General features: G+C 39.1%; 14 protein-coding genes. 9 read left to right on the top strand and 5 right to left on the bottom strand.

What is annotated here, in order from left to right; all coding sequences use genetic code 11:
- The first annotated feature begins 9 nt into the window (after positions 1–9).
- The 4 genes from R2Q78_RS10730 (at position 10) to R2Q78_RS10715 (ending at position 5316) form a co-directional block, all read left to right on the top strand.
- Entirely contained in the window at positions 10–873 is an 864-nt protein-coding gene (locus tag R2Q78_RS10730) for a YitT family protein (RefSeq protein ID WP_316791647.1), read from the top strand.
- 12 nt (positions 874–885) lie between these two features.
- Positions 886–1818 carry a bifunctional riboflavin kinase/FAD synthetase gene (locus R2Q78_RS10725; protein WP_316791645.1) on the top strand — a complete coding sequence of 311 codons (933 nt, stop codon included), beginning with the start codon at positions 886–888 and terminating at the stop codon, positions 1816–1818.
- Positions 1819–2034: 216 nt separating this feature from the next.
- Positions 2035–4257, top strand: coding sequence for a cation:proton antiporter (locus R2Q78_RS10720; protein ID WP_316791643.1), 2223 nt, complete (start codon positions 2035–2037; stop codon positions 4255–4257).
- 21 nt (positions 4258–4278) lie between these two features.
- Positions 4279–5316 (top strand): DUF2157 domain-containing protein, encoded by a 1038-nt coding sequence (locus tag R2Q78_RS10715; protein ID WP_316791641.1) that lies wholly within the window; start codon positions 4279–4281, stop codon positions 5314–5316.
- 1 nt (position 5317) lies between these two features.
- On the opposite strand, the gene R2Q78_RS10710 is transcribed toward R2Q78_RS10715, so the two are convergent.
- Entirely contained in the window at positions 5318–5971 is a 654-nt protein-coding gene (locus tag R2Q78_RS10710) for a LysE family transporter (protein WP_316791639.1), read from the bottom strand.
- Between the two features lie 14 nt (positions 5972–5985).
- Positions 5986–8787 (bottom strand): excinuclease ABC subunit UvrA, encoded by a 2802-nt coding sequence (gene uvrA, locus R2Q78_RS10705; protein WP_316791638.1) that lies wholly within the window; start codon positions 8785–8787, stop codon positions 5986–5988.
- Between the two features lie 266 nt (positions 8788–9053).
- Here uvrA and R2Q78_RS10700 point away from each other — a divergent pair, with 266 nt between their 5' ends.
- The 4 genes from R2Q78_RS10700 (at position 9054) to recA (ending at position 11823) form a co-directional block, all read left to right on the top strand.
- Positions 9054–9629, top strand: a complete 576-nt coding sequence (locus tag R2Q78_RS10700; RefSeq protein WP_316791636.1) for an RNA polymerase sigma factor — start codon at positions 9054–9056, stop codon at positions 9627–9629.
- A 132-nt stretch (positions 9630–9761) separates the two neighbouring features.
- The gene (locus R2Q78_RS10695; RefSeq protein WP_316791633.1) at positions 9762–9953 is read left to right on the top strand and encodes a hypothetical protein; all 192 of its coding nucleotides are present in this window, start codon (positions 9762–9764) and stop codon (positions 9951–9953) included.
- 77 nt (positions 9954–10030) lie between these two features.
- Positions 10031–10714 (top strand): endonuclease III, encoded by a 684-nt coding sequence (gene nth, locus R2Q78_RS10690; protein ID WP_316791630.1) that lies wholly within the window; start codon positions 10031–10033, stop codon positions 10712–10714.
- A 95-nt stretch (positions 10715–10809) separates the two neighbouring features.
- Complete coding sequence (gene recA, locus R2Q78_RS10685; RefSeq protein ID WP_316791627.1) at positions 10810–11823, top strand: recombinase RecA; 1014 nt, start codon at positions 10810–10812, stop codon at positions 11821–11823.
- A gap of 309 nt (positions 11824–12132) precedes the next feature.
- Here recA and tsaD read toward each other — a convergent pair whose 3' ends face one another.
- The gene (gene tsaD / locus R2Q78_RS10680) at positions 12133–13134 is read right to left on the bottom strand and encodes a tRNA (adenosine(37)-N6)-threonylcarbamoyltransferase complex transferase subunit TsaD (RefSeq protein WP_316791625.1); all 1002 of its coding nucleotides are present in this window, start codon (positions 13132–13134) and stop codon (positions 12133–12135) included.
- Between the two features lie 56 nt (positions 13135–13190).
- Here tsaD and R2Q78_RS10675 point away from each other — a divergent pair, with 56 nt between their 5' ends.
- On the top strand, positions 13191–17633 hold the full coding sequence (locus tag R2Q78_RS10675; RefSeq protein ID WP_316791624.1) for a translocation/assembly module TamB domain-containing protein: 4443 nt from the start codon (positions 13191–13193) through the stop codon (positions 17631–17633).
- On the opposite strand, the gene R2Q78_RS10670 is transcribed toward R2Q78_RS10675, so the two are convergent.
- Together R2Q78_RS10670 and R2Q78_RS10665 are read right to left on the bottom strand one after the other, a co-directional pair.
- Positions 17634–18845, bottom strand: a complete 1212-nt coding sequence (locus R2Q78_RS10670; protein WP_316791622.1) for a bifunctional 3,4-dihydroxy-2-butanone-4-phosphate synthase/GTP cyclohydrolase II — start codon at positions 18843–18845, stop codon at positions 17634–17636. It abuts the gene before it with no gap.
- A 123-nt stretch (positions 18846–18968) separates the two neighbouring features.
- Entirely contained in the window at positions 18969–20411 is a 1443-nt protein-coding gene (locus tag R2Q78_RS10665) for an LptF/LptG family permease (RefSeq protein WP_316791621.1), read from the bottom strand.
- Between the last annotated feature and the right edge of the window lie 14 nt (positions 20412–20425).

Here is a 20425-nt window from a genome sequence, read left to right as displayed (position 1 = left end):
TTAAATGATATGCAAAGCCATCTGAAAAGCAAAAAAACACGGTTCATAAGAGATCTATTGCTGATTACATGCGGCATTGTATCTGCTTGTTTCGGATTGAAAAGCTTTCTGATGCCCAACGAGTTTATCGATGGAGGAGTTACTGGTATATCTTTGACCATAAGAACCCTTACCGGCTACAACCTTTCTTATCTGATCATTCTGATCAATATTCCTTTTGTTATATTGGGTTATAAACAGATCAGTAAAAGTTTTGCCATTAAAACCTCGATTGCGATCGTTGTGCTTGCGGTGTCATTGAGTGTAATACCTTTCGAACCAATAACGCATGAAAAACTGTTGATCGCTGTATTTGGAGGGTTGTTTCTTGGAGCCGGTATTGGATTGGCTATGCGCGGCGGCTGTGTCATAGATGGGACCGAAGTATTGGCATTATACATCAGCAGGAACAGTATGCTGACTGTAGGCAATATTATCCTGATCCTAAACATTATCATATTTGGCTTTGCTGCTATCTTTTTAGGAATAGAAACTGCCATGTATTCCATACTTACTTACCTTTCGGCTTCAAAAACTGTAGACTTTGTAGTCAACGGACTTGAGCAATATACCGGTGTAACGATTATCTCTGATAAGAATGAGGAGATAAAAGCGTTTATTATCGACAAGATGAAGCGGGGAGTGACCATATACAAGGGTGAGGGTGGCTATGGTATAAAAAAAGATATAGACATCTTATACACTGTAGTTACAAAGCTGGAGATGAGCAAACTGCAAACAGAAATCAGGCAAATTGACGCTGATGCTTTTGTCGTCCAACAGCAAATAGCTGATATTAAAGGCGGCGTCGTAAAACGCCAAACGTTACATTAATTTGATTTCATATTGAAGATATATCATAACTTTTCTGAATTTAAGAAGCTGAACAATGCGGTAGCGACTATAGGCACATTTGACGGGGTGCATTATGGCCACCAAAAGATCATTAAGCGACTTTGTGAGCTGGCCAAAACTACTGGTGGTGAAAGTGTAATCCTGACATTTTTTCCTCATCCGAGAATGATCATTGATCCCGAGAATCAGGATCTTAAAATGATCAACACCATCCATGAAAAAGCAAAAATCCTGGAAGAACTTGGAGTTGACCACCTGATCATCACTCCTTTCACCCGTGATTTTTCCAACCTTAGTCCGGAAGAGTACATTAAAAATATTCTCGTTGACACCATAGGCATCAAACACCTTATTGTTGGCTATGATCATCGCTTTGGAAAAGACAGAAAGGGTGGGCTAAAAGAGCTGGAAGATCTTTCGGAGGTGCTTGAGTATAAAATAGAAGAGATTCCTGAACAGGATATTGATGATGTTGCGGTAAGCTCTACCAAAATTAGAAAGGCATTGTTAAACGGAGAAGTAGGTTTAGCGGCGACATATCTTGGCTATAATTTTTCTCTTAGTGGCCGGGTAATCAAAGGAGACAAAATCGGGCGGACGATCGGCTTCCCTACAGCGAATCTTTTTGTAGAAGAAACTTATAAATTAATCCCTTCAGATGGCATTTATGCGGTAACAGTGCGCATGGAAGAAGGCTTTTTTAAAGGAATGGCTTATATTGGTCAGCGCCCAACTATAAACGGCATGACCAGGAATATTGAGGTAAACATATTCGATTTTAATAAGGAGATTTACGGGCAGGATATCACCATGACCTTCCTTGAATTTCTGAGACATGATGTTAAGTTTACGGGGCTGGAAGCACTCAAGTTGCAATTGCAAAAAGACAAGGAAAATACGCTGAGTTATTTTAGTAAGTTGTAAGAAGATTTTAGCGTTTGCATCGGTCGTCAATTATACGCCACTTCATCTCGAACGCAGTGAGAGATCTCATGGTTGAGTATAGTTCAAGAGATCTCTCTCTGCGTTCGAGATGACGAGCGGACTACAGCATGACTCAGTGGTCTGCGCATCAAATATGCCTCCTAATTAGGAAAAAAGCCTCTTTTTTTCGTATCTTACGAGAAACCCATATTTTCTATGATACATTTACCAGTCTTAATTACTGATCTGGGCTTAATACTTGCCGCTGCCGGGATAACTACTTTACTTTTCAAAAGAATAAAACAACCACTGGTTCTTGGCTATATTTTGGCCGGTCTCCTTGTTGGGCCCCATATAAAATTCATCCCAACGGTAACGGACAATGAAAGTATTCATATATGGGCAGAAATAGGTGTTATTTTCCTTTTGTTCAGTTTAGGACTGGAATTCAGTTTTAAAAAACTGGTAAAAGTTGGGGGCTCCGCTTCTATAACAGCTATTGTAGAAGTTGTATTTATGCTGCTTATTGGCTTCGTAGCCGGAATGGCAATGGGCTGGTCTACCATGGACAGTATATTTTTGGGTGGCATCCTATCAGTATCCTCCACGACCATCATTATAAGGGCCTTTGAGGAATTGGGCGTAAAACACAAGAAGTTTGCCGGACTGGTATTCGGGGTGCTCATCGTAGAGGATTTAGTGGCCATATTATTATTGGTTTTGCTGTCAACTTTGGCTGTAAGCCAACAATTTGCCGGTTCTGAAATGCTCATTTCTATACTCAAGCTATGTTTCTTCCTGGTGTTATGGTTTATTGGAGGCATATTCCTGGTTCCCACATTCCTGAAAGCCACCAAGAAACTGATGAATGATGAAACCATGCTGATCGTTTCGATTGCGCTATGCCTGATCATGGTGCTGCTTGCTGTAAAAGTAGGCTTCTCCCCTGCTTTAGGAGCCTTTATCATGGGTTCTATCCTGGCTGAGACTACCCAGGCCGAAAGAATTGAACACCTGACAAAATCTGTAAAAGACCTATTTGCAGCCATTTTCTTTGTATCGGTCGGAATGCTGATTGATCCAAAAATATTGGTAGATTATGCTGTTCCTATTCTGGTCATTACACTAGCCACGGTATTTGGCAAATTCATCAGCTCCGGTTTAGGAGCTCTGGTATCCGGACAGCCTTTAAAAACTTCTGTGCAAACAGGCCTGAGCCTGGCCCAAATAGGCGAGTTTTCGTTTATCATCGCTACGCTGGGTTTGACGCTGAAAGTGACCAGTGATTTCCTATATCCTATCGCTGTAGCGGTATCAGCGATTACAACCTTTACTACCCCTTATTTAATAAAATTCTCCGAACCATTTTACCTGTTTTTAGAACGTACACTTCCTAAAAAATGGGTAGAGGGCATCAACAGCTATAGTTCAAGTACCGCTGGGATCACCACATTAAGTGACTGGAAAGTACTCCTTAAGTCTTATACCTTCAACATCATCATCCACTCGGTGATATTAATAGCACTCGCATTCCTAGGCTCACGATACCTGCAACCTTTTGTAACTAAAAATATCATCAATGGCAATAATGGTATCGTCATAAGCCTGGTAGTCACCTTAGTAATCATGACCCCTTTTTTATGGGCGCTTGCGATAAGGAGGATAGAGCGAAAAGCCTATACCCATTTATGGCTCAATAAAAAATATACACGGGGACCACTAATTGCCCTGGAGGTTGTGCGAATTGCATTGGCAATCTTCTTTGTCGGTTTCCTCATCTATCAATTTTATAGCACCTGGGTAGCCATATTAATCGCACTTGCCTTGATTGTTTCAGGTATGGTCATTTTCTCAAGAAAACTTCAAAGCTTCTACAACAGGCTGGAAAGCAGGTTCCTTCTGAATTTAAATGCCAGGGAAGCCCAAAACGCGCAACCGGAAATTTTGCCCTGGGATACGCACCTTACAGAATTAACCGTAGCACCGGAATCGAGGCTGGTAGGTCAGACACTGGTAGAATTATCAGTGAGAGAAAAGTACGGAATCAATATCGCCTTGATCGAAAGAGGTAAGATCATGATACCTACTCCTGGCAGGGATGAGCGCCTTTATCCGAATGATAAAGTACTAATCATCGGGACTGATGACCAGCTTGCTGCAGTAAAACAATTATTTGAAGGCAGCATTGAAGAAAATAATACTTCCAGCTTTCCAAAGCAAGACATGACACTTCAAAAGGTGGTGATCAATAGTCACTCTCCTGTATTCGGACAAAGTATCCGGAATTCAGGCATCAGAGAAACTACTCAGGGCCTTGTGGTTGGTATAGAACGAAAAGGCGAGAGAATCTTAAACCCTGATTCAAATATGGTATTTGAAAATGAAGATATTGTCTGGATTGTGGGCAACAACAAAAAGGTGCCAGATTTGTTAAAGTAATCTAAGCCCAATTATTCTGTAATGAAGATAGATCAGGAAAAAAGTGAGTTTTTAGATGAGATGCTGAATCATTGGCAAGAAGAAAATCTGCTTTCAGCTGAAGATGCAGACAAACTTCGAAACAGCTATGAAACAAAATCATTTGATTGGCGCAGACTGGCTCAGTACTCCTTCTGGATAGCTATGGCCTGTGGAGTGATTTCGCTCGGTGCATTGCTGATCGACAAGAAGATTTTGACCTATCTGGAACAGCTTTTTGATGCCTCTGATTTTATGATTAGTGCCTTATCGGCTGTAGGTGCCGCTGTCCTGTACTTTTTCGCATTTAAAAGGAAAGCATCTAAAGCTCATCAGGTTTTCAGTAATGAAGCGATGGTCTTTACAGCTGTAATGCTCACAGCAAATGCCATTGCCTACCTTGGTAAGGCATTGGACAATGGAGGCGGACATTTTTCTTTATTAATTCTCGGATCGGTAATCATTTATGGGGCATTGGCTTATGTCTTTAGATCAAGGTTAATCTGGGCATTTGTATTGATTTCATTAGGCGCCTGGTTTGGCACAGAAACCGGGTATTTATCCAGGTGGAACTGGTACTTCCTTGGAATGAATTACCCGCTTCGTTTCGTTCTTTTTGGTGCCTTTGTTACGGGAATTTCCTTTTTCCTGAAGCGTAGCAAACGACTTGACATCTTCTATCAAACCAATTATATCTGCGGAATGATCTATCTTTTTATCTCCCTATGGCTTTTATCCGTATTTGGCAATTTTGGCACACTAGAGGAATGGTATAACATCAAACAGCTACATCTGTTCTACTGGGGATTGATCTCTGCTGCAGTATGCATCGCCAGTATATTCGTAGGACTAAAATACAGGGATCCCATTGCCCGTGAATTTGGAATCACATTTTTATTCATCAACCTGTACACCAGGTATTTTGAGTATTTCTGGGACACCTGGCATAAAGCCATATTCTTCTGCGTATTGGCTGCTTCCTTTTGGCTGATAGGCCGCAGGGCTGAAAAAATCTGGAACCTGGAATTTCTGAAGAAGTAATTTATCTTAAGTAGATAACCACTTGCTTGACAATCAGGTACAATGCCAACACCCAAAGGAAGATAGCAATAGACTTATTGATCAAATAACTGCTTAAGGCAAATTTTTCCTGGATATAACGTGCGAAATGCGCGTAACCATAAAGCGCCAGAGCTGACCCCATACCGGAGCCCAAGCTAAAGATAACCAGGGAAAGATAATCTATTTCAATCCATTCGTGCAGGATCACATAATTGCCAAAAAACAGCCAAAAAGGAATCTGTACAGGGTTTAAAACACCCAGCAACATCCCATAAAATACGCTCCCTCCTTTGCTTGAATTACTATCCTTCGCTTTCGGCGTTTTATTTCGCTGCATCCAGGTAATCGTTCCCATAATCAAGAACAGCATCACCATAAATGCATCTATATAGGTACTGATGCTAAAACCATAGATTTTGTAATCGAGGCTTACATCGCTTGAGAGCCAACGGGCAAAACGCATCATTCCAAAGGTGAAGAAAACCTCTACACAGGAAAAAGACAGGATAAACGACCAGGCCTGGCGCATACCTTTGTTAATGGTAAGCTGCGCAACTGTCAGGTTGATGTTTCCTGGCGGTATATAGCCAATGGCATTTAGTATGATGCCAATAAAGAGGGTTAAAAAAAGCATGCGCGAAGATACAATTATTTCATATGAGCTTTTAAATACTTACCGGTATAAGATGCTTTTACCTCAACAAGATCTTCAGGAGTACCTTCAAAAACTATATTGCCTCCCATATCCCCACCTTCAGGGCCGATGTCAATCACCCAGTCTGCAGACTTGATCATGTCCATATTGTGCTCTATCACCAGGATGGTATTGCCCTGTTCTATCAATGTATTCAAAGCAATCAGCAATTTCTTAATGTCATGAAAATGCAGCCCGGTAGTCGGTTCGTCAAATATAAATAAGGTCTTATTTGCATTATTACCTTTAATCAGAAAAGAGGCAAGCTTGATCCGCTGAGCTTCTCCGCCAGACAGGGTATTTGAGGATTGGCCGAGGTGAACATAACCAAGACCAACATCCACCAGGGGCTGAAGTTTGTTCAGGATCTTTGGTTCGCTCTTAAAAAACTCAACAGCTTCTTCTATGGTAAGGTCTAAAATGTCTGCCACATTTTTATCCTGGTAGGTAACATCCAAAACCTGTTGTTTGAACCTCCTGCCGCCACAGGCCTCACATGGAAGATAGATATCTGCCATAAACTGCATTTCGATTTTTACCTCGCCTTCACCCTGACACACATCGCACCTTCCTCCTTCAACGTTAAAAGAGAATGCCGCAGGTTTTAATCCGCCGGCTTTTGAAGCTGGTAAAGCAGCAAATAAGGCCCTTACATCATCCCATGCTTTCACATAGGTTACAGGATTGGATCGTGATGACCGACCTATTGGATTTTGGTCAACCATTTCTACCTGGCTGATCAGCTCATAATTACCAAATATGCCATCATATGCTCCAGTCTGCTCGCCAGCATAGTTTCCTATCGCTTTTTGCAATGCCGGATACAATATTTTCTTAACCAAACTGGTCTTGCCGGAGCCTGAAACACCGCTTACAACGGTAAAGACACCTATAGGGAATTTGACATCGATGTTTTTAAGGTTGTTTTCTCTGGCTCCTTTAATTAAAATGTGATCTTTCCAGTTCCTTCGCTTCCCCGGTAAAGCAATACTTTCTGCACCTGAGAGATATTTGCCTGTTAAGCTCTTTTTATCTTTAATAATCTGATCATATGTTCCGCTGAATACAAGGTTTCCGCCATGAGTTCCCGCTTCTGGGCCAATATCAATGATGTGATCTGCAGCCCTCATCATCTCTTCTTCGTGCTCGACTACAAGAACGGTGTTACCCACATTTCTCAGCGACAACAATACCTCTATCAGCTTATTGGTGTCTCTTGGGTGTAAGCCGATACTCGGTTCATCCAGTACATATACAGATCCAACCAGACTGCTCCCTAAAGAGGTGGCCAGGTTGATACGCTGGGATTCTCCACCTGAAAGTGTATTAGAAAGACGGTTTAAGGTCAGGTAACCTAATCCTACGTTATTTAAGTACAAAACCCTGCTGGAAACTTCTGCCAACAAACGTTTTGAGATCTTTTCATCATTTGATGACAGTTTAAGGTTATCAAAGAAATTCAGGATCTTAGACAATGGCATCAATACGATATCAATAATTGATTTATCGTTTATCTTTACATAAGATGCGTCTTTGCGGAGTCTTGAACCCTTACAATCCGGACAATTTGTTTTGCCTCTGTATCTTGAAAGCATTACACGATACTGTATCTTATAGGTTTGCTCCTCCAATTCTTTAAAGAAAGCATCGAGTCCGGCGAAGTATTTATTGCCCGTCCATAGTACCTGCTGCTGTTTTTCAGTCAATTCACTAAAAGGTCTGTGAATGGGGAAATCAAATTTACTGGCAGTAGCAATCAACTTCTCCAGCCAGATCCGCATTTTCTCTCCGCGCCATGGTGCGATTGCATTATCATAAACACTTTTACTTTTATCCGGAATAACCAAATCCTCATCAATTCCTATTACATTTCCATACCCTTCACATCGCTTACAAGCCCCATAAGGATTATTAAAACTAAAAAAGTTTGGTGTAGGTTCTTCAAAACGAATTCCATCAAGCTCAAACCTGTCGCAGAAGTGATTTGATTTTTCGTTCTCCTCAACAAAACAATCGCCTTTACCTTCAAAAAAAGCAGTCTGAACCGAATCAGCGATCCGGCTTAGTGTTTCATCATCAGAAGCGACGACAATACGGTCGATAAGGATTTTGATGGTATGCTCATCTGTAAGTTCAAAATCTTTAAAAGATTCGTCTTCCAGGATATTCTCTATCTTTTCAATTTTATCCAGGTAAGAAACCCTTAAAAAACCCTTTTGGAGAAGTACAGCAAGCTCTTCTTTAACTGAGCGATTATTGTGCGGGAAAAGCGGACAAAATATGGTAACCACGCTCCCCTCGCCTAACCCCGAAATAAAATCTACGACAGTGCTTACGGTATCTTTTTTTACAACCTCTCCGGAAACCGGAGAAATCGTTTTGCCGATCCTTGAAAACAGCAACTTGAGGTAATCATATATTTCAGTAGATGTACCGACAGTTGACCTCGGATTTGAAGTGATCACTTTTTGCTCTATTGCAATAGCCGGAGCAATACCTTTGATGTAATCTACATCAGGCTTATTCATTCTCCCCATGAACTGTCTTGCATAGGAAGATAAGCTCTCAACATAACGTCGCTGACCTTCAGCGTAAAGCGTATCAAATGCCAGCGACGACTTACCAGAACCCGACATACCGGTGATTACCACCAGCTTGTTTTTTGGAATGGCTACATCAATATTTTTAAGATTGTGAACTCTGGCACCCTTTATGATTATATTCTTATGTGGATCTTTATCGATTTCCTTATTCATTGATTTCTTGATAGAATACTGCTAATATAACGCAAAAAACACATATTGAGTTTTCTGGAGAAATGCAAAAATAAGGCTCTCAGGTCACTTTTGAATTTTTTTAACACTTTTTCTATTGATTTGTAATAAAAAAATGCTTCTTTTGAATTGTTAACTAACAGATTACACCACCACTCAAAAAACTAATAGGAGAAAAGATATCGAAACAAACATCTACTAAGTATTTTTTAGCAACAGCAGAAAGGGAATTTAGTAAGGATACTCCTATGAAATTACAACAGCACAGTGATCAGGAATTGGTAAAATTATACCTTAATGGCGATGAAGCCGTTTTGGAAGAACTTTTACGCAGGCATAAATCAAAAATTTATACTTCAATATACTTATTGGTTAAAGACCAGTATTTGGCAGAGGACATCTTTCAGGATGCCTTTATCAAGGTAATTAATACCCTCAGATCCGGACGATACAATGAAGAGGGAAAATTTTTACCATGGGTTATGCGAATCGCACATAATCTTGTAATCGATTATTTCAGACGCGAAAAACGTGGCCCGGTAATTACCAGTGCCGATGGTACTGATGTATTTAACCTGCTGCAGTTTCAGGAAGAAAGTACAGAGGACCGGATACTCAGAGAGCAAACACACTATGACCTGAGGGCTATGATCCATTTATTGCCCGATGATCAAAAAGAAGTTTTGATTATGCGGCACTATGCAGATTTAAGCTTTAAGGAAATCGCGGATTTAACAGATGTGAGTATAAATACGGCACTGGGTCGTATGAGGTATGCACTTAGCAATCTTCGTAAGATGATGAAAGTCAAAGAAATATCTTAGCGCTTTTATAAATTTATTGTTATTGTACATCTTTTCATTTGTAAAAAATAATTTACAATTAATTATAGTTAGGGTTAAAATAAATTAATAACAATATCGTTAATTAGTAAAACTAATATACGTTTATTGCTTATGATAAAAACCTCTACCTCAGTTAACAAAGTAAATTACACACAACAAAACCAGGAAAACAATCCTGCGGAAGATGTGGAAGCAAATGATTTAATGTTTTATGACAGCATTAAACCACAATTGAATAGATTAACTAAAAACCCTTCAGATGAAACCATTTCGAAGATTTTAGCCTACTCAAAAGCCAAGTAATTTAAATTCCGGAATTTAAAGCCGCCAAAAAAACTGGCGGCTTTTTTTATTTCCTTAGTTTATATCTAAGTTTGCCTATGCTCAAAAAAGAACGCTATAAACTTTTTGTGTCCCACTTTTCCGCCAGGCAGCCTGATGCTGAAACGGAACTTCATTATAATAATCCTTTCCAATTGCTTGTTGCAGTCATACTATCTGCACAGTGTACAGATAAACGGATCAACCAGGTGACACCTGCACTTTTTCAGCGGTTTCCTGATGCCAAAGCATTATCAGAAGTCACCCCCGATATAGTCTTTGATTACATCAGGAGCGTAAGCTATCCTAATAATAAGGCGAAACACCTTGTAGGGATGGCCAACATGTTGCTAAACGAGTTTAATAATGAAGTTCCTTCAGACATAGACGACCTTCAGAAAATGCCTGGGGTAGGCAGAAAAACGGCCAATGTAATTGCATCGGTGATTTATAATGCCCCGGCAATGGCTGTAGACACCCATGTTTTCAGAGTAGCCAACCGGATTGGGCTTGCAAATGGAAAGACGCCTTTGACTGTTGAAAAGGAGCTGGTAAAATACTTGCCTGAAGAAGTGATACACGTAGCCCATCATTGGTTAATACTACATGGAAGGTATGTTTGTGTTGCAAGATCTCCAAAATGCGGAATATGCGAGATAACAGATTTCTGCAAATATTTCCAAAACACTAAAAAACAAACTAAAATATTTAGCGAAAAAGAAACGAAAATCAAAAAACAATAATTTTTATTTGTTTTTTTGAATTAAATATTAATACATTTGCTAACGTAATTAGCACACAGATAAATACATCATTTATCTCAAGACAGAATTAAGATATGAGCGCAAACGCAGACAAATTAAAGGCACTACAACTTACGCTGGATAAGTTAGAAAAATCATACGGTAAAGGTACTGTAATGAAACTTGGAGATAATGCTGTAGAACCGATTGAATCTATATCTACCGGATCTATAAGCTTAGACATTGCTTTAGGAATTGGCGGAGTACCAAAAGGAAGGATCATAGAGATTTATGGCCCTGAGTCTTCTGGTAAAACGACTCTGGCAACGCATATTATAGCTGAAGCGCAGAAAAAAGGCGGATTGGCTGCGATAATTGATGCGGAACATGCTTTCGATAAAGGCTATGCAAAAAAACTTGGTGTAGATGTAGATAACTTATTGATATCCCAACCGGACAATGGTGAACAGGCATTGGAAATTGCCGATAATCTGATCAGGTCGGGAGCTATAGATGTAATCGTAATTGACTCTGTTGCAGCTTTAGTACCAAAGGCTGAGATTGAAGGAGAAATGGGTGACTCTAAAATGGGGCTGCATGCACGCTTAATGTCACAGGCATTGCGTAAACTAACCGGAACCATTTCTAAAACCGGATGCTGCTGTATCTTCATCAATCAGTTGCGTGAAAAAATCGGTGTGATGTTTGGAAATCCTGAAACCACTACTGGTGGTAATGCATTGAAGTTTTATGCTTCTGTACGTTTAGACATCCGCAGAACTTCTCAAATTAAGGATTCTGATGAAGTTTCGGGAAACAGGGTAAAAGTTAAAATCGTAAAAAACAAAGTAGCCCCACCTTTCAGAATAGCTGAATTTGACATCATGTTTGGAGAAGGAATTTCTAAAACAGGAGAGATCATTGATCTTGGTGTTGATTTCAATATCATTAAAAAAGCAGGTTCATGGTTCTCTTACGGAGATACTAAACTTGGACAAGGCAGAGATGCAGTTAAGCAATTGCTTATGGACAATCCAGAATTATCTGAAGAAATAGAAGCAAAAATTCGTGCTGAAGTGACAGGTGAAAAATTAGAAGAAAAATTATAATAAATATCGTCAACATTAAAAAAAGGGCCTGTTTTAAATAAAGCAGGCCCTTTTTATTTATAAAACAGAATTACCTATAACTAGGTGACTGAGATTTTGTAGATATTCCTGATTGAGCTTTTAGAAAAAGTGAGTCAAACCTAACGATAACAACCAAAGCAACAATAGCCATGATGGCTAAAACCAGAAGTCCAAGATAATTTTTCTTCTTGTCCTTCTTAATTAACCAAACAAGAAAAATAATCAATGGTATCAACATTAATCCAAAAAACACAAAACTCATTGTAGTCATATTATCTAGCTTTATTTTTAAAAATCCATTCTGGAAAGGGGCGCAACATCCTGCCCCACAAAATCCTCATTTAAATACTTATGATATCCGGCAATAGCGATCATTGCCGCATTATCGGTGCAATATTGAAATGCAGGAATGTAAACATTCCAATTCAACTCCTCTGCCAATTTCTGCAAAGAGAGCCTTAACCCACTATTAGCCGATACTCCCCCCGCTATTGCTATTTCCCTAATGCCATACTGTTTCGCGGCCTTTTTAAGCTTATTTAGTAAAATATTGACAATACTGTGCTGAACGGATGCACATATATCATTTAGATGCTCAGTAACAAAGTCAGGGTTTTCCTTTTGCATATTTCTAATGAAATATAAAATGGATGTCTTAAATCCGCTAAAGCTATAATTAAGGTCCTTGATCTGAGGCTCTCCAAATTTAAATGCTAAAGGGTTTCCATCCCTGGCATATTTATCTACCAGAGGTCCGCCCGGATATGGCAAATCTAAAATCTTTGCCGTCTTATCAAATGCCTCTCCTGCCGCATCATCAAGGGTCTCTCCTACTATTTCCATGTCAAAATAATCTCTGACTACCACAATTTGAGTGTGTCCGCCAGATACAGTAAGACAAATAAAAGGAAATGCAGGCTTGGGATCATCAATAAAATGCGCCAATATATGAGCATGCATATGGTTCACCGAGATTAAGGGGAGATCCAATGCCAGCGCAAATGACTTAGCGAAAGACACACCAACCAACAATGAGCCTAATAAGCCCGGCCCCTGCGTAAAAGCGACTGCATTCAGTTCCTTTTTAGTAACTTTAGCATCAATCAATGCCTGTTGAATTACCGGCACTATATTCTGCTGATGTACTCTCGAAGCAAGTTCCGGAATTACACCACCATAATTTTGATGAATTGTTTGGTTTGCAATAACATTGGCAGTAATTTTGCCGTTGTTACATATGGCAACAGAAGTTTCATCACAGGAAGATTCAATAGCAAGTATTACAGACACGTTTATTATTATTAAGCTACAAAATTATTAAAAAACTATTAAAAATACTTCTTTGGGTGATTGCATCGGTATTATTACTGTTTGCTGTCATTTTATTTTCACTTCAATTTAAACCGGTACAGACTTTTGTAGCAAAAAAAGCGGCCGCATACCTATCTAAAGAGCTAAATACAACCATATCATTAACAGGTCTATATATAAAACCTTTTAAATCCATTGTACTGGAAAACCTGCTGGTTTTAGATCTCCAGAAAGATACGATATTAAATACGCCAAAATTAATAGTCGACATTAACCGGCTTTCTATTGATCAGCGAATTGTCGACATCAATACAGTACAGATCAACAATGGTTCATTCTACTTAAAATCATATCAAGATGAGTCAACAAACATAGACTTTATTATTGATTACTTTGATTCCGGAGCACCTACAGTTAAGAAGAAAAAAAAACCTTATAAAATTTCTTTTGATCGCGTGATCATGAACAACTTCGCTTTCAGATATAAAAACTTTAAGGTCGATACAGTTATTAAAGGGGTAAATTTCGATGATGTTCACCTTACCAGTCTTAACGGCATATTAGAAAAACTAAATACGACAGATCACATCATACAGGCCGACATTAAAAACCTGACCTTTAAAGAAAAAAGCGGTTTCTATCTTAAAAACCTAACCGCTTTTACCACTGTAGACACCAATCAGATCGAGCTGAAACACCTGATGTTGGAAACGAACAAAAGCAGATTGTCCGACTATTTTCAAATGCGCTTCCACAGCTACAAGGATTTCAATGACTATGTCAATAAAGTAAGAATGAAAGCTGTATTTAAAAACAGTTTTCTTGCTTCCAGAGACATTGCTTATTTCACCTCTGAACTGGACAACATGAATTTGAATATTGATGTTGACGGTCAGGTTACAGGCCTGGTAAATAACCTGAAAGCAAAAAAACTTTCGATCAAGGCCGGAAAGGCCACACATATAAAAGGTGATTTTATCTTACAGGGTCTTCCCAATTTAAAAGAAACCTTCATGGACCTGAAGATTGAACTTGCGGGCACTAATAAAAAAGACCTGGATGAAATCCTTACCGACTTTACCGGCAAAAAGAAAAAGATAGTTCCCGAAATCATCAACAAGTTTGGAAACATCAACTTCAATGGTTCTTTTACCGGCTTTCAAAATGATTTCATTGCCTATGGGGAGTTCAAAACCAAACTTGGCAGAGTCGTCTCGGATGTAAACATGAAAATCGACAAAAAAGGCACTCCATCCTATACCGGGAATGTTAAAACTTATGATTTTAATTTAGGTACATTAATTAATGAAAAGAGCTTAGGCAGGTTATCTGCATCTTTATATGTTAAAGGCCGGGGAACAGAGATCAATAACCTTTCTGAAAATATAAACGGCGATATCAGTTATATCGACTTCAATGACTATCGATACAGGAATGTTAAGATTGATGGGACATTTGACAAAAAGTATTTTGACGGTAGCTTAAAAATAAATGACAAAAATGTACAACTGGTCTTTGACGGAGGAGTAAACTTAAATCCCAAACTACCGGTATTTAACTTTACTGCGACGATTAACAACGCGAAACTTAAGGCCCTCAAATTATATAAGGATTCGCTAATGATCGATGCTAAGTTTAGCACCAATTTTTCCGGTAATAATCTCAATAACATTCAAGGCAATTTACTGATCCAACAGATCAGGCTGGACAATGTAAAAGGGGTTTATAACATCGACTCCGTTCAGCTCAAGGCAAATGGCATAGGAAGAGACAGAACCCTGACCATCAATTCTGATATACTCGATGCCAGTATCAGTGGCCAGTATGATTTAAATACCATTCCCTCGTACTATAAGGCACTCGCAAAAAAGTATATTCCTTCACTTAAAACAGATATCGTAGCATTTGGAGATCAGATTTTTAAGTTTGACCTGCGGATTAAAAGATTTGAACCCATTGCCGAACTAATTATGCCCGGGCTTGAGATCGAAGATCAGGCAGTTTTTATTGGAAACTTTGACTCTCCTAACAACATTGCTACAGTCAACGGTTTTGTAAAAAAACTCAAATACAAAGGCATCATTGTAAATAACATTATTGTCGATGAAAATACCTCTACAAATCAGTTGCAGGCCATTATTACATCTGACAGGGTTGATTTGAATGATTCCCTGTACATGAAGAATGTCAATATATCTAACATACTTAGAAACGACAGTCTTTCACTAAACGTAAAATTATCAAATTCTGATGACGCCAATCAACTCGATCTAAATGGCTTAATAGAATTTGCAAATGATACAACAGCGCGCGTCAGTATTCTTCCTTCCATTCTTAAGATCAACAGTGAAGACTGGAAAATACAGGAAAAAGTGCGTATCAATTTCCACCAGGGTAAAACAGAGATTAGTAATTTTGATCTAAGCAACGGAAAACAGCTACTGACTCTTGATGGGACACTTTCAAATGACCCCGAAGACTTATTGCTCATAGGTTTTAAAGATTTCAGTTTGACGACCATTAATCCTTTTGTAAAAGCGATGGGAATCAAGTTAGCCGGAAATATCAATGGCGAAACAAAGCTTTACAACATATTAAAATCACCCAGGATTTCAGATAACCTAAAAATCGATTCATTAGCATTCAACAATACATATATAGGTAACCTGACAGACACATCGTCTTATGACCGCACCAATAATCTGGTTAATATTTATACCAACATCCGGGCATTTGACAAGGAAACCTTAAAAGTCCAGGGAAATCTGGATCTTGAAAAGAAAGAAATAGACCTTAATGTCAAACTGGATGAAAGTGAAATGGCTGTGTTAGAACCTTTCGTTAATGAGCTGGTTTCTAACCTTAAAGGGCATATATCAACCGATCTTGAGATAAAAGGCCCTTTCAATAAGCCCTCAATTAATGGTGAAGTATCATTTGATGAGGGACAAATGACCATTAACTATTTAAAGACAACATATACTTTAAATGATAAAGTTGCTGTGGAAAATAGTGTGATCAACATTGACGACCTTAAGCTAAAAGATGTAGACGGCAATGAGGCAATAGCAAATGGTACAGTAGATCTGAACAATTTAAACAATCCAACGCTGGATGTCATTGTTAAAGCAACTGACTTCATGGCTTTGAATACAACCGAAAAAGACAATAGCGTATACTTCGGTAAGGCATACGGGACAGGTACCTTTAAATTTAAAGGGCCAACAAACAAAATGTCTATTGATATAGATGCCAAGACGGAAAAAGGCACAGTATTCAATCTACCATTAAATAGCTCAGAGACCGTTTCAAGTAAAGATTTCATCACCTTCGTTAGTAAAGATACTGCAGCCGTTGTTAAAAAACAGACAAGCTTCGATGGATTGACCATGAACCTGAAACTTGTCGTCGATGCCAACAGTACGGCAAACATTTTTACAACGCTGGGCAATCTAAGCGGAAAAGGTTACTCCAAGAATCTAACCTTAAACATCAATAGTCTGGGAGATTTTGAAATGTCGGGTGACTATATCATTGAATCCGGAAGTTTTGATTTCACCGCTCAGGAAATTATCAATAAGAAATTTAACATCCGGCAGGGCGGAACGATCAGGTGGACGGGCAATCCGACGACAGCCCAGATCAACCTAAAAGCCATCTACGCACTAAGAGCCAGCCTTACAGATTTATATACTGCTGCCAATCGGGATGGAGGTACAAACGCCAATGAACGTGTGCTTACTGAAGTAGAAATGGGGTTAACTGGTTTGTTATTAAAACCGGATATCAAGCTAGACATTTTCTTCCCTTCTAACCCAGCTATTAAAGAGGAGATGCAATCTTACTTTAATGACGACAATAATAGGAACTTACAGGCCCTAAGTCTGATCATCAGGAGAAGTTTTGCTCCCGGAACTGGCAAAGAAGGCCTTGGTAAGCAGCTGACCTCTGGCGTAGCGAGTACAGCTACAGAACTTTTATTTAATCAGTTCAACAATGTGCTTTCTTCTCTAAACCTCGACTTTGTAGACATCAACATCAAATCATTGAGCGAAGCCAATGCCTCTTTCAGATTTTTTAATGACAGGGTGATCCTGAATGCAGGAATAGTAGACAGGAGAAGCACAAACGATCTCTCTCCGATAGGTTTTACAAAAAATAATGTGGGTGGAGAAGTTGAAGTTCTGGCACTTATTAAAAAAGATGGGACATTAATTGGAAAACTTGCGAACAAACCTCCTACTCAGCAAACTAACTTCTTCAACACAGGATTGAGTCAGAACAATAACGTTACCTCATTCGGATTAATATATACTCAGCAGTTCGACAGCTTTAGCGAGTTTTTGAAGAAAATTACTGGTGAGTATAAAAGGGCACAAAAAAAGAAAGCGGATGAGGAAAAATCCAAACCCGCTACTAAGTCTTCATCGAATAAAGAAGGTGTTATCTCAGACAAAAAATCGTCTAAGAAAAAATAACTACCCCTTCATGATATGATGTCCCATTTTGTCCCTTTTAGTCTTTAAATAAGTCTCATTGTGAACATTACTTTCTATCTCAATACCAATATTTTCCACGATCTCAAGACCATAACCTATCAAGCCCGCTCTTTTAGTAGGGTTGTTAGACATTAACTTCATTTTTGTAACGCCCTGATGCCTCAATATCTGTGCTCCTACACCATAATCGCGCTCATCACCTTTGAAACCAAGTTTGATATTCGCCTCAACAGTATCAAAACCAGCATCTTGCAGGTTATAGGAACGTAGTTTATTGACAAGACCAATACCTCTGCCTTCCTGATTCATGTATACAATTACGCCCTTACCTTCTTTATCAATCATCTCCATCGCCTTATGCAATTGAGGTCCGCAATCGCACCTGCAAGAGCCAAATATATCACCGGTCATGCAAGAGCTGTGAACACGGGTTAAAACCGGCTCATCTTCTTTCCACTCTCCTTTACTGATTGCCAGGTGAGTTGCACCAGTATCCAGCTGAGTATAAGCGGTCATTTTAAAATCTCCCCATTGTGTAGGTAGGTTTACAGTAACTTCTTCCTTAATCAGGCTTTCTTTACTCAATCTGTAAGCAATCAGATCCTTAATGGAAATTATCTTCAATTGATGCTGAGCTGCAATTTTGATCAAGTCCGGTAACCTGGCCATCTCACCATCTTCTTTCAGAATCTCTACCAGCACACCAGCAGGCTCCATTCCAGCCATCCTGGCCAGATCAACTGTCGCTTCAGTATGTCCCGCTCTTCTTAAAACGCCGCCATCCTTCGCTCTCAATGGAAAAATGTGTCCCGGTCTTCCTAATTCGGCGGGATCAATATTAGGATTTATAAGTGCCTGAATAGTTTTAGATCTGTCTGATGCAGAAATACCGGTAGTACAGCCGTAACCCTGTAAGTCGACGGAAACAGTAAAGTTGGTTTCATAAACCGCTGTATTTTTACCAACCATTGCCTCCAGACCCAGTTCGTCACATCTCTGCTCCGTCAAAGGAGCACAAATTAACCCTCTGCCATAAGTAGCCATAAAATTAATTACCTCTGGAGTCGCATTTGCCGCTGCTGTCAAAAAATCACCTTCATTCTCACGATCTTCATCGTCTACAACGATGATAACTTTGCCAGCTTTTATATCAGCAATAGCATCTTCTATTGCATCTAGTTTAATTTCCATTTTAAGAATATTGTCTATAAAGTAATTGCAGGTTTTTCAACTATACAATTAAAATACAAAGTTACAACCTTCGTGCTCAATATCACCTTTTAAATATCATAAATAAGTAATGAAAAGATGCTGCTAATTAGCAGGAAGATTCTTTGAATGACCAGTTTTTTTCTTTTTGAAAAAGCCAACAGCCAATTGCTTGAAATAATCTATATCAAATAATGCAGAATCGACCGTTGCCTTGTAAGTGAGGAATGCCCCCAATGGAGACAATACAAAAATAGCCAGCCACATACCAAAAAAAGGCAGGAGCGATCCTGTTGTCGCCGATTTCTCGGACACCGTTGCTATAATATGATAAAGAAGAAAAAATACAATGGCCATCACTACGGGCAGCCCTAATCCACCTTTTCTGATGATGGCTCCCAGTGGGGCTCCTATAAAGAATAACAACAGACAAGAGGCCGCCAGGGTAAATTTCCTCTGAAATTCGATCTGGACTTTTATGATATTCTTTGTCCTGTCTTCAAAATCAGTAATTCTTCCCGCTGTCGTCTGTTTAATTGTGGTTGCCTGATCCAAAGCAGTTTGAATTACCGATAGCCTCTGAGTCGGCTGTAATTCTTTTACCAGTTCACCTTTGATAGTTTTCACAGGAGCCTTTACTTTGGTATATCCCTTTGTATAGTTATTCTGTTTATAATAACTATTAACGTTGACAGCAGCGAACTTGTTAATACTATCGAGCTCCTTTGATAAGGAATCTTCCTTCTTTTTTAATCCCTTTAAGTTCAGCATCTGAGTATTGCCTTTGAACTCTTGTTCATTGGTCCTGCTCATCTTAAAGCTGGAAATGTCAAATTTCTGATCCGTCTCCTCAAACCTCATTCGGGTCAGCTCCTGCCGTGGATTATAATTGTTTCTACCACTCGATTCTTCATACCTGACGCCGTTTTTAAGCTTCAGCAACAGGTATTTATCATCTCCTGACATCTTTCCCTCCTTTGCAAGAATGATCTTTGATCCTCCACTCGTATTGGTATGGTCATAAATCATCACATCATACAAGGTACCGTCTTCTCCTTTTTTATCTGCTCTGATCGAATAACCATTAATGCTGTTATTAAATACACCGGGTTTTATCAAAAACGATAATTTCTTATTGGTGATATCCCATAGCAAAGACCCATACTTCAAATTAGCCTTTGGCAGCATGTAATCGGAGAAGAAAAAGGAACCTATTGCGATGAATATTATGAGCGTCAGCAATGGCATCATCGCCTTCTGTAAAGAGACCCCTGCAGATTTGATAGCTACCAGTTCGTAGTTCTCTCCCAATGTCCCAAATGTCATTATAGAAGACAAAAGTATAGACAATGGCAGTGCCATAGACACATTCGCTGCCGATGCATAATACATCAACTCAAGTATAATGTACCATTCAAATCCTTTTCCTATTAAATCATCTACGTATTTAAATAAAAAAAGCATAAGCAGAATGAACATCACAATAAAGAATGTGACGAAAAAAGGCCTTATGAATGCTTTGAGCAGAAGTAAATGAATCTTTTTCAATATACAAATGTAGG

This window comes from Pedobacter frigoris, assembly GCF_032678645.1.
Classification (GTDB): domain Bacteria; phylum Bacteroidota; class Bacteroidia; order Sphingobacteriales; family Sphingobacteriaceae; genus Pedobacter; species Pedobacter frigoris_A.
The sequence above is the reverse complement of the archived record's forward strand: the minus strand, read 5'-3'. Positions and strand labels throughout refer to the sequence as shown.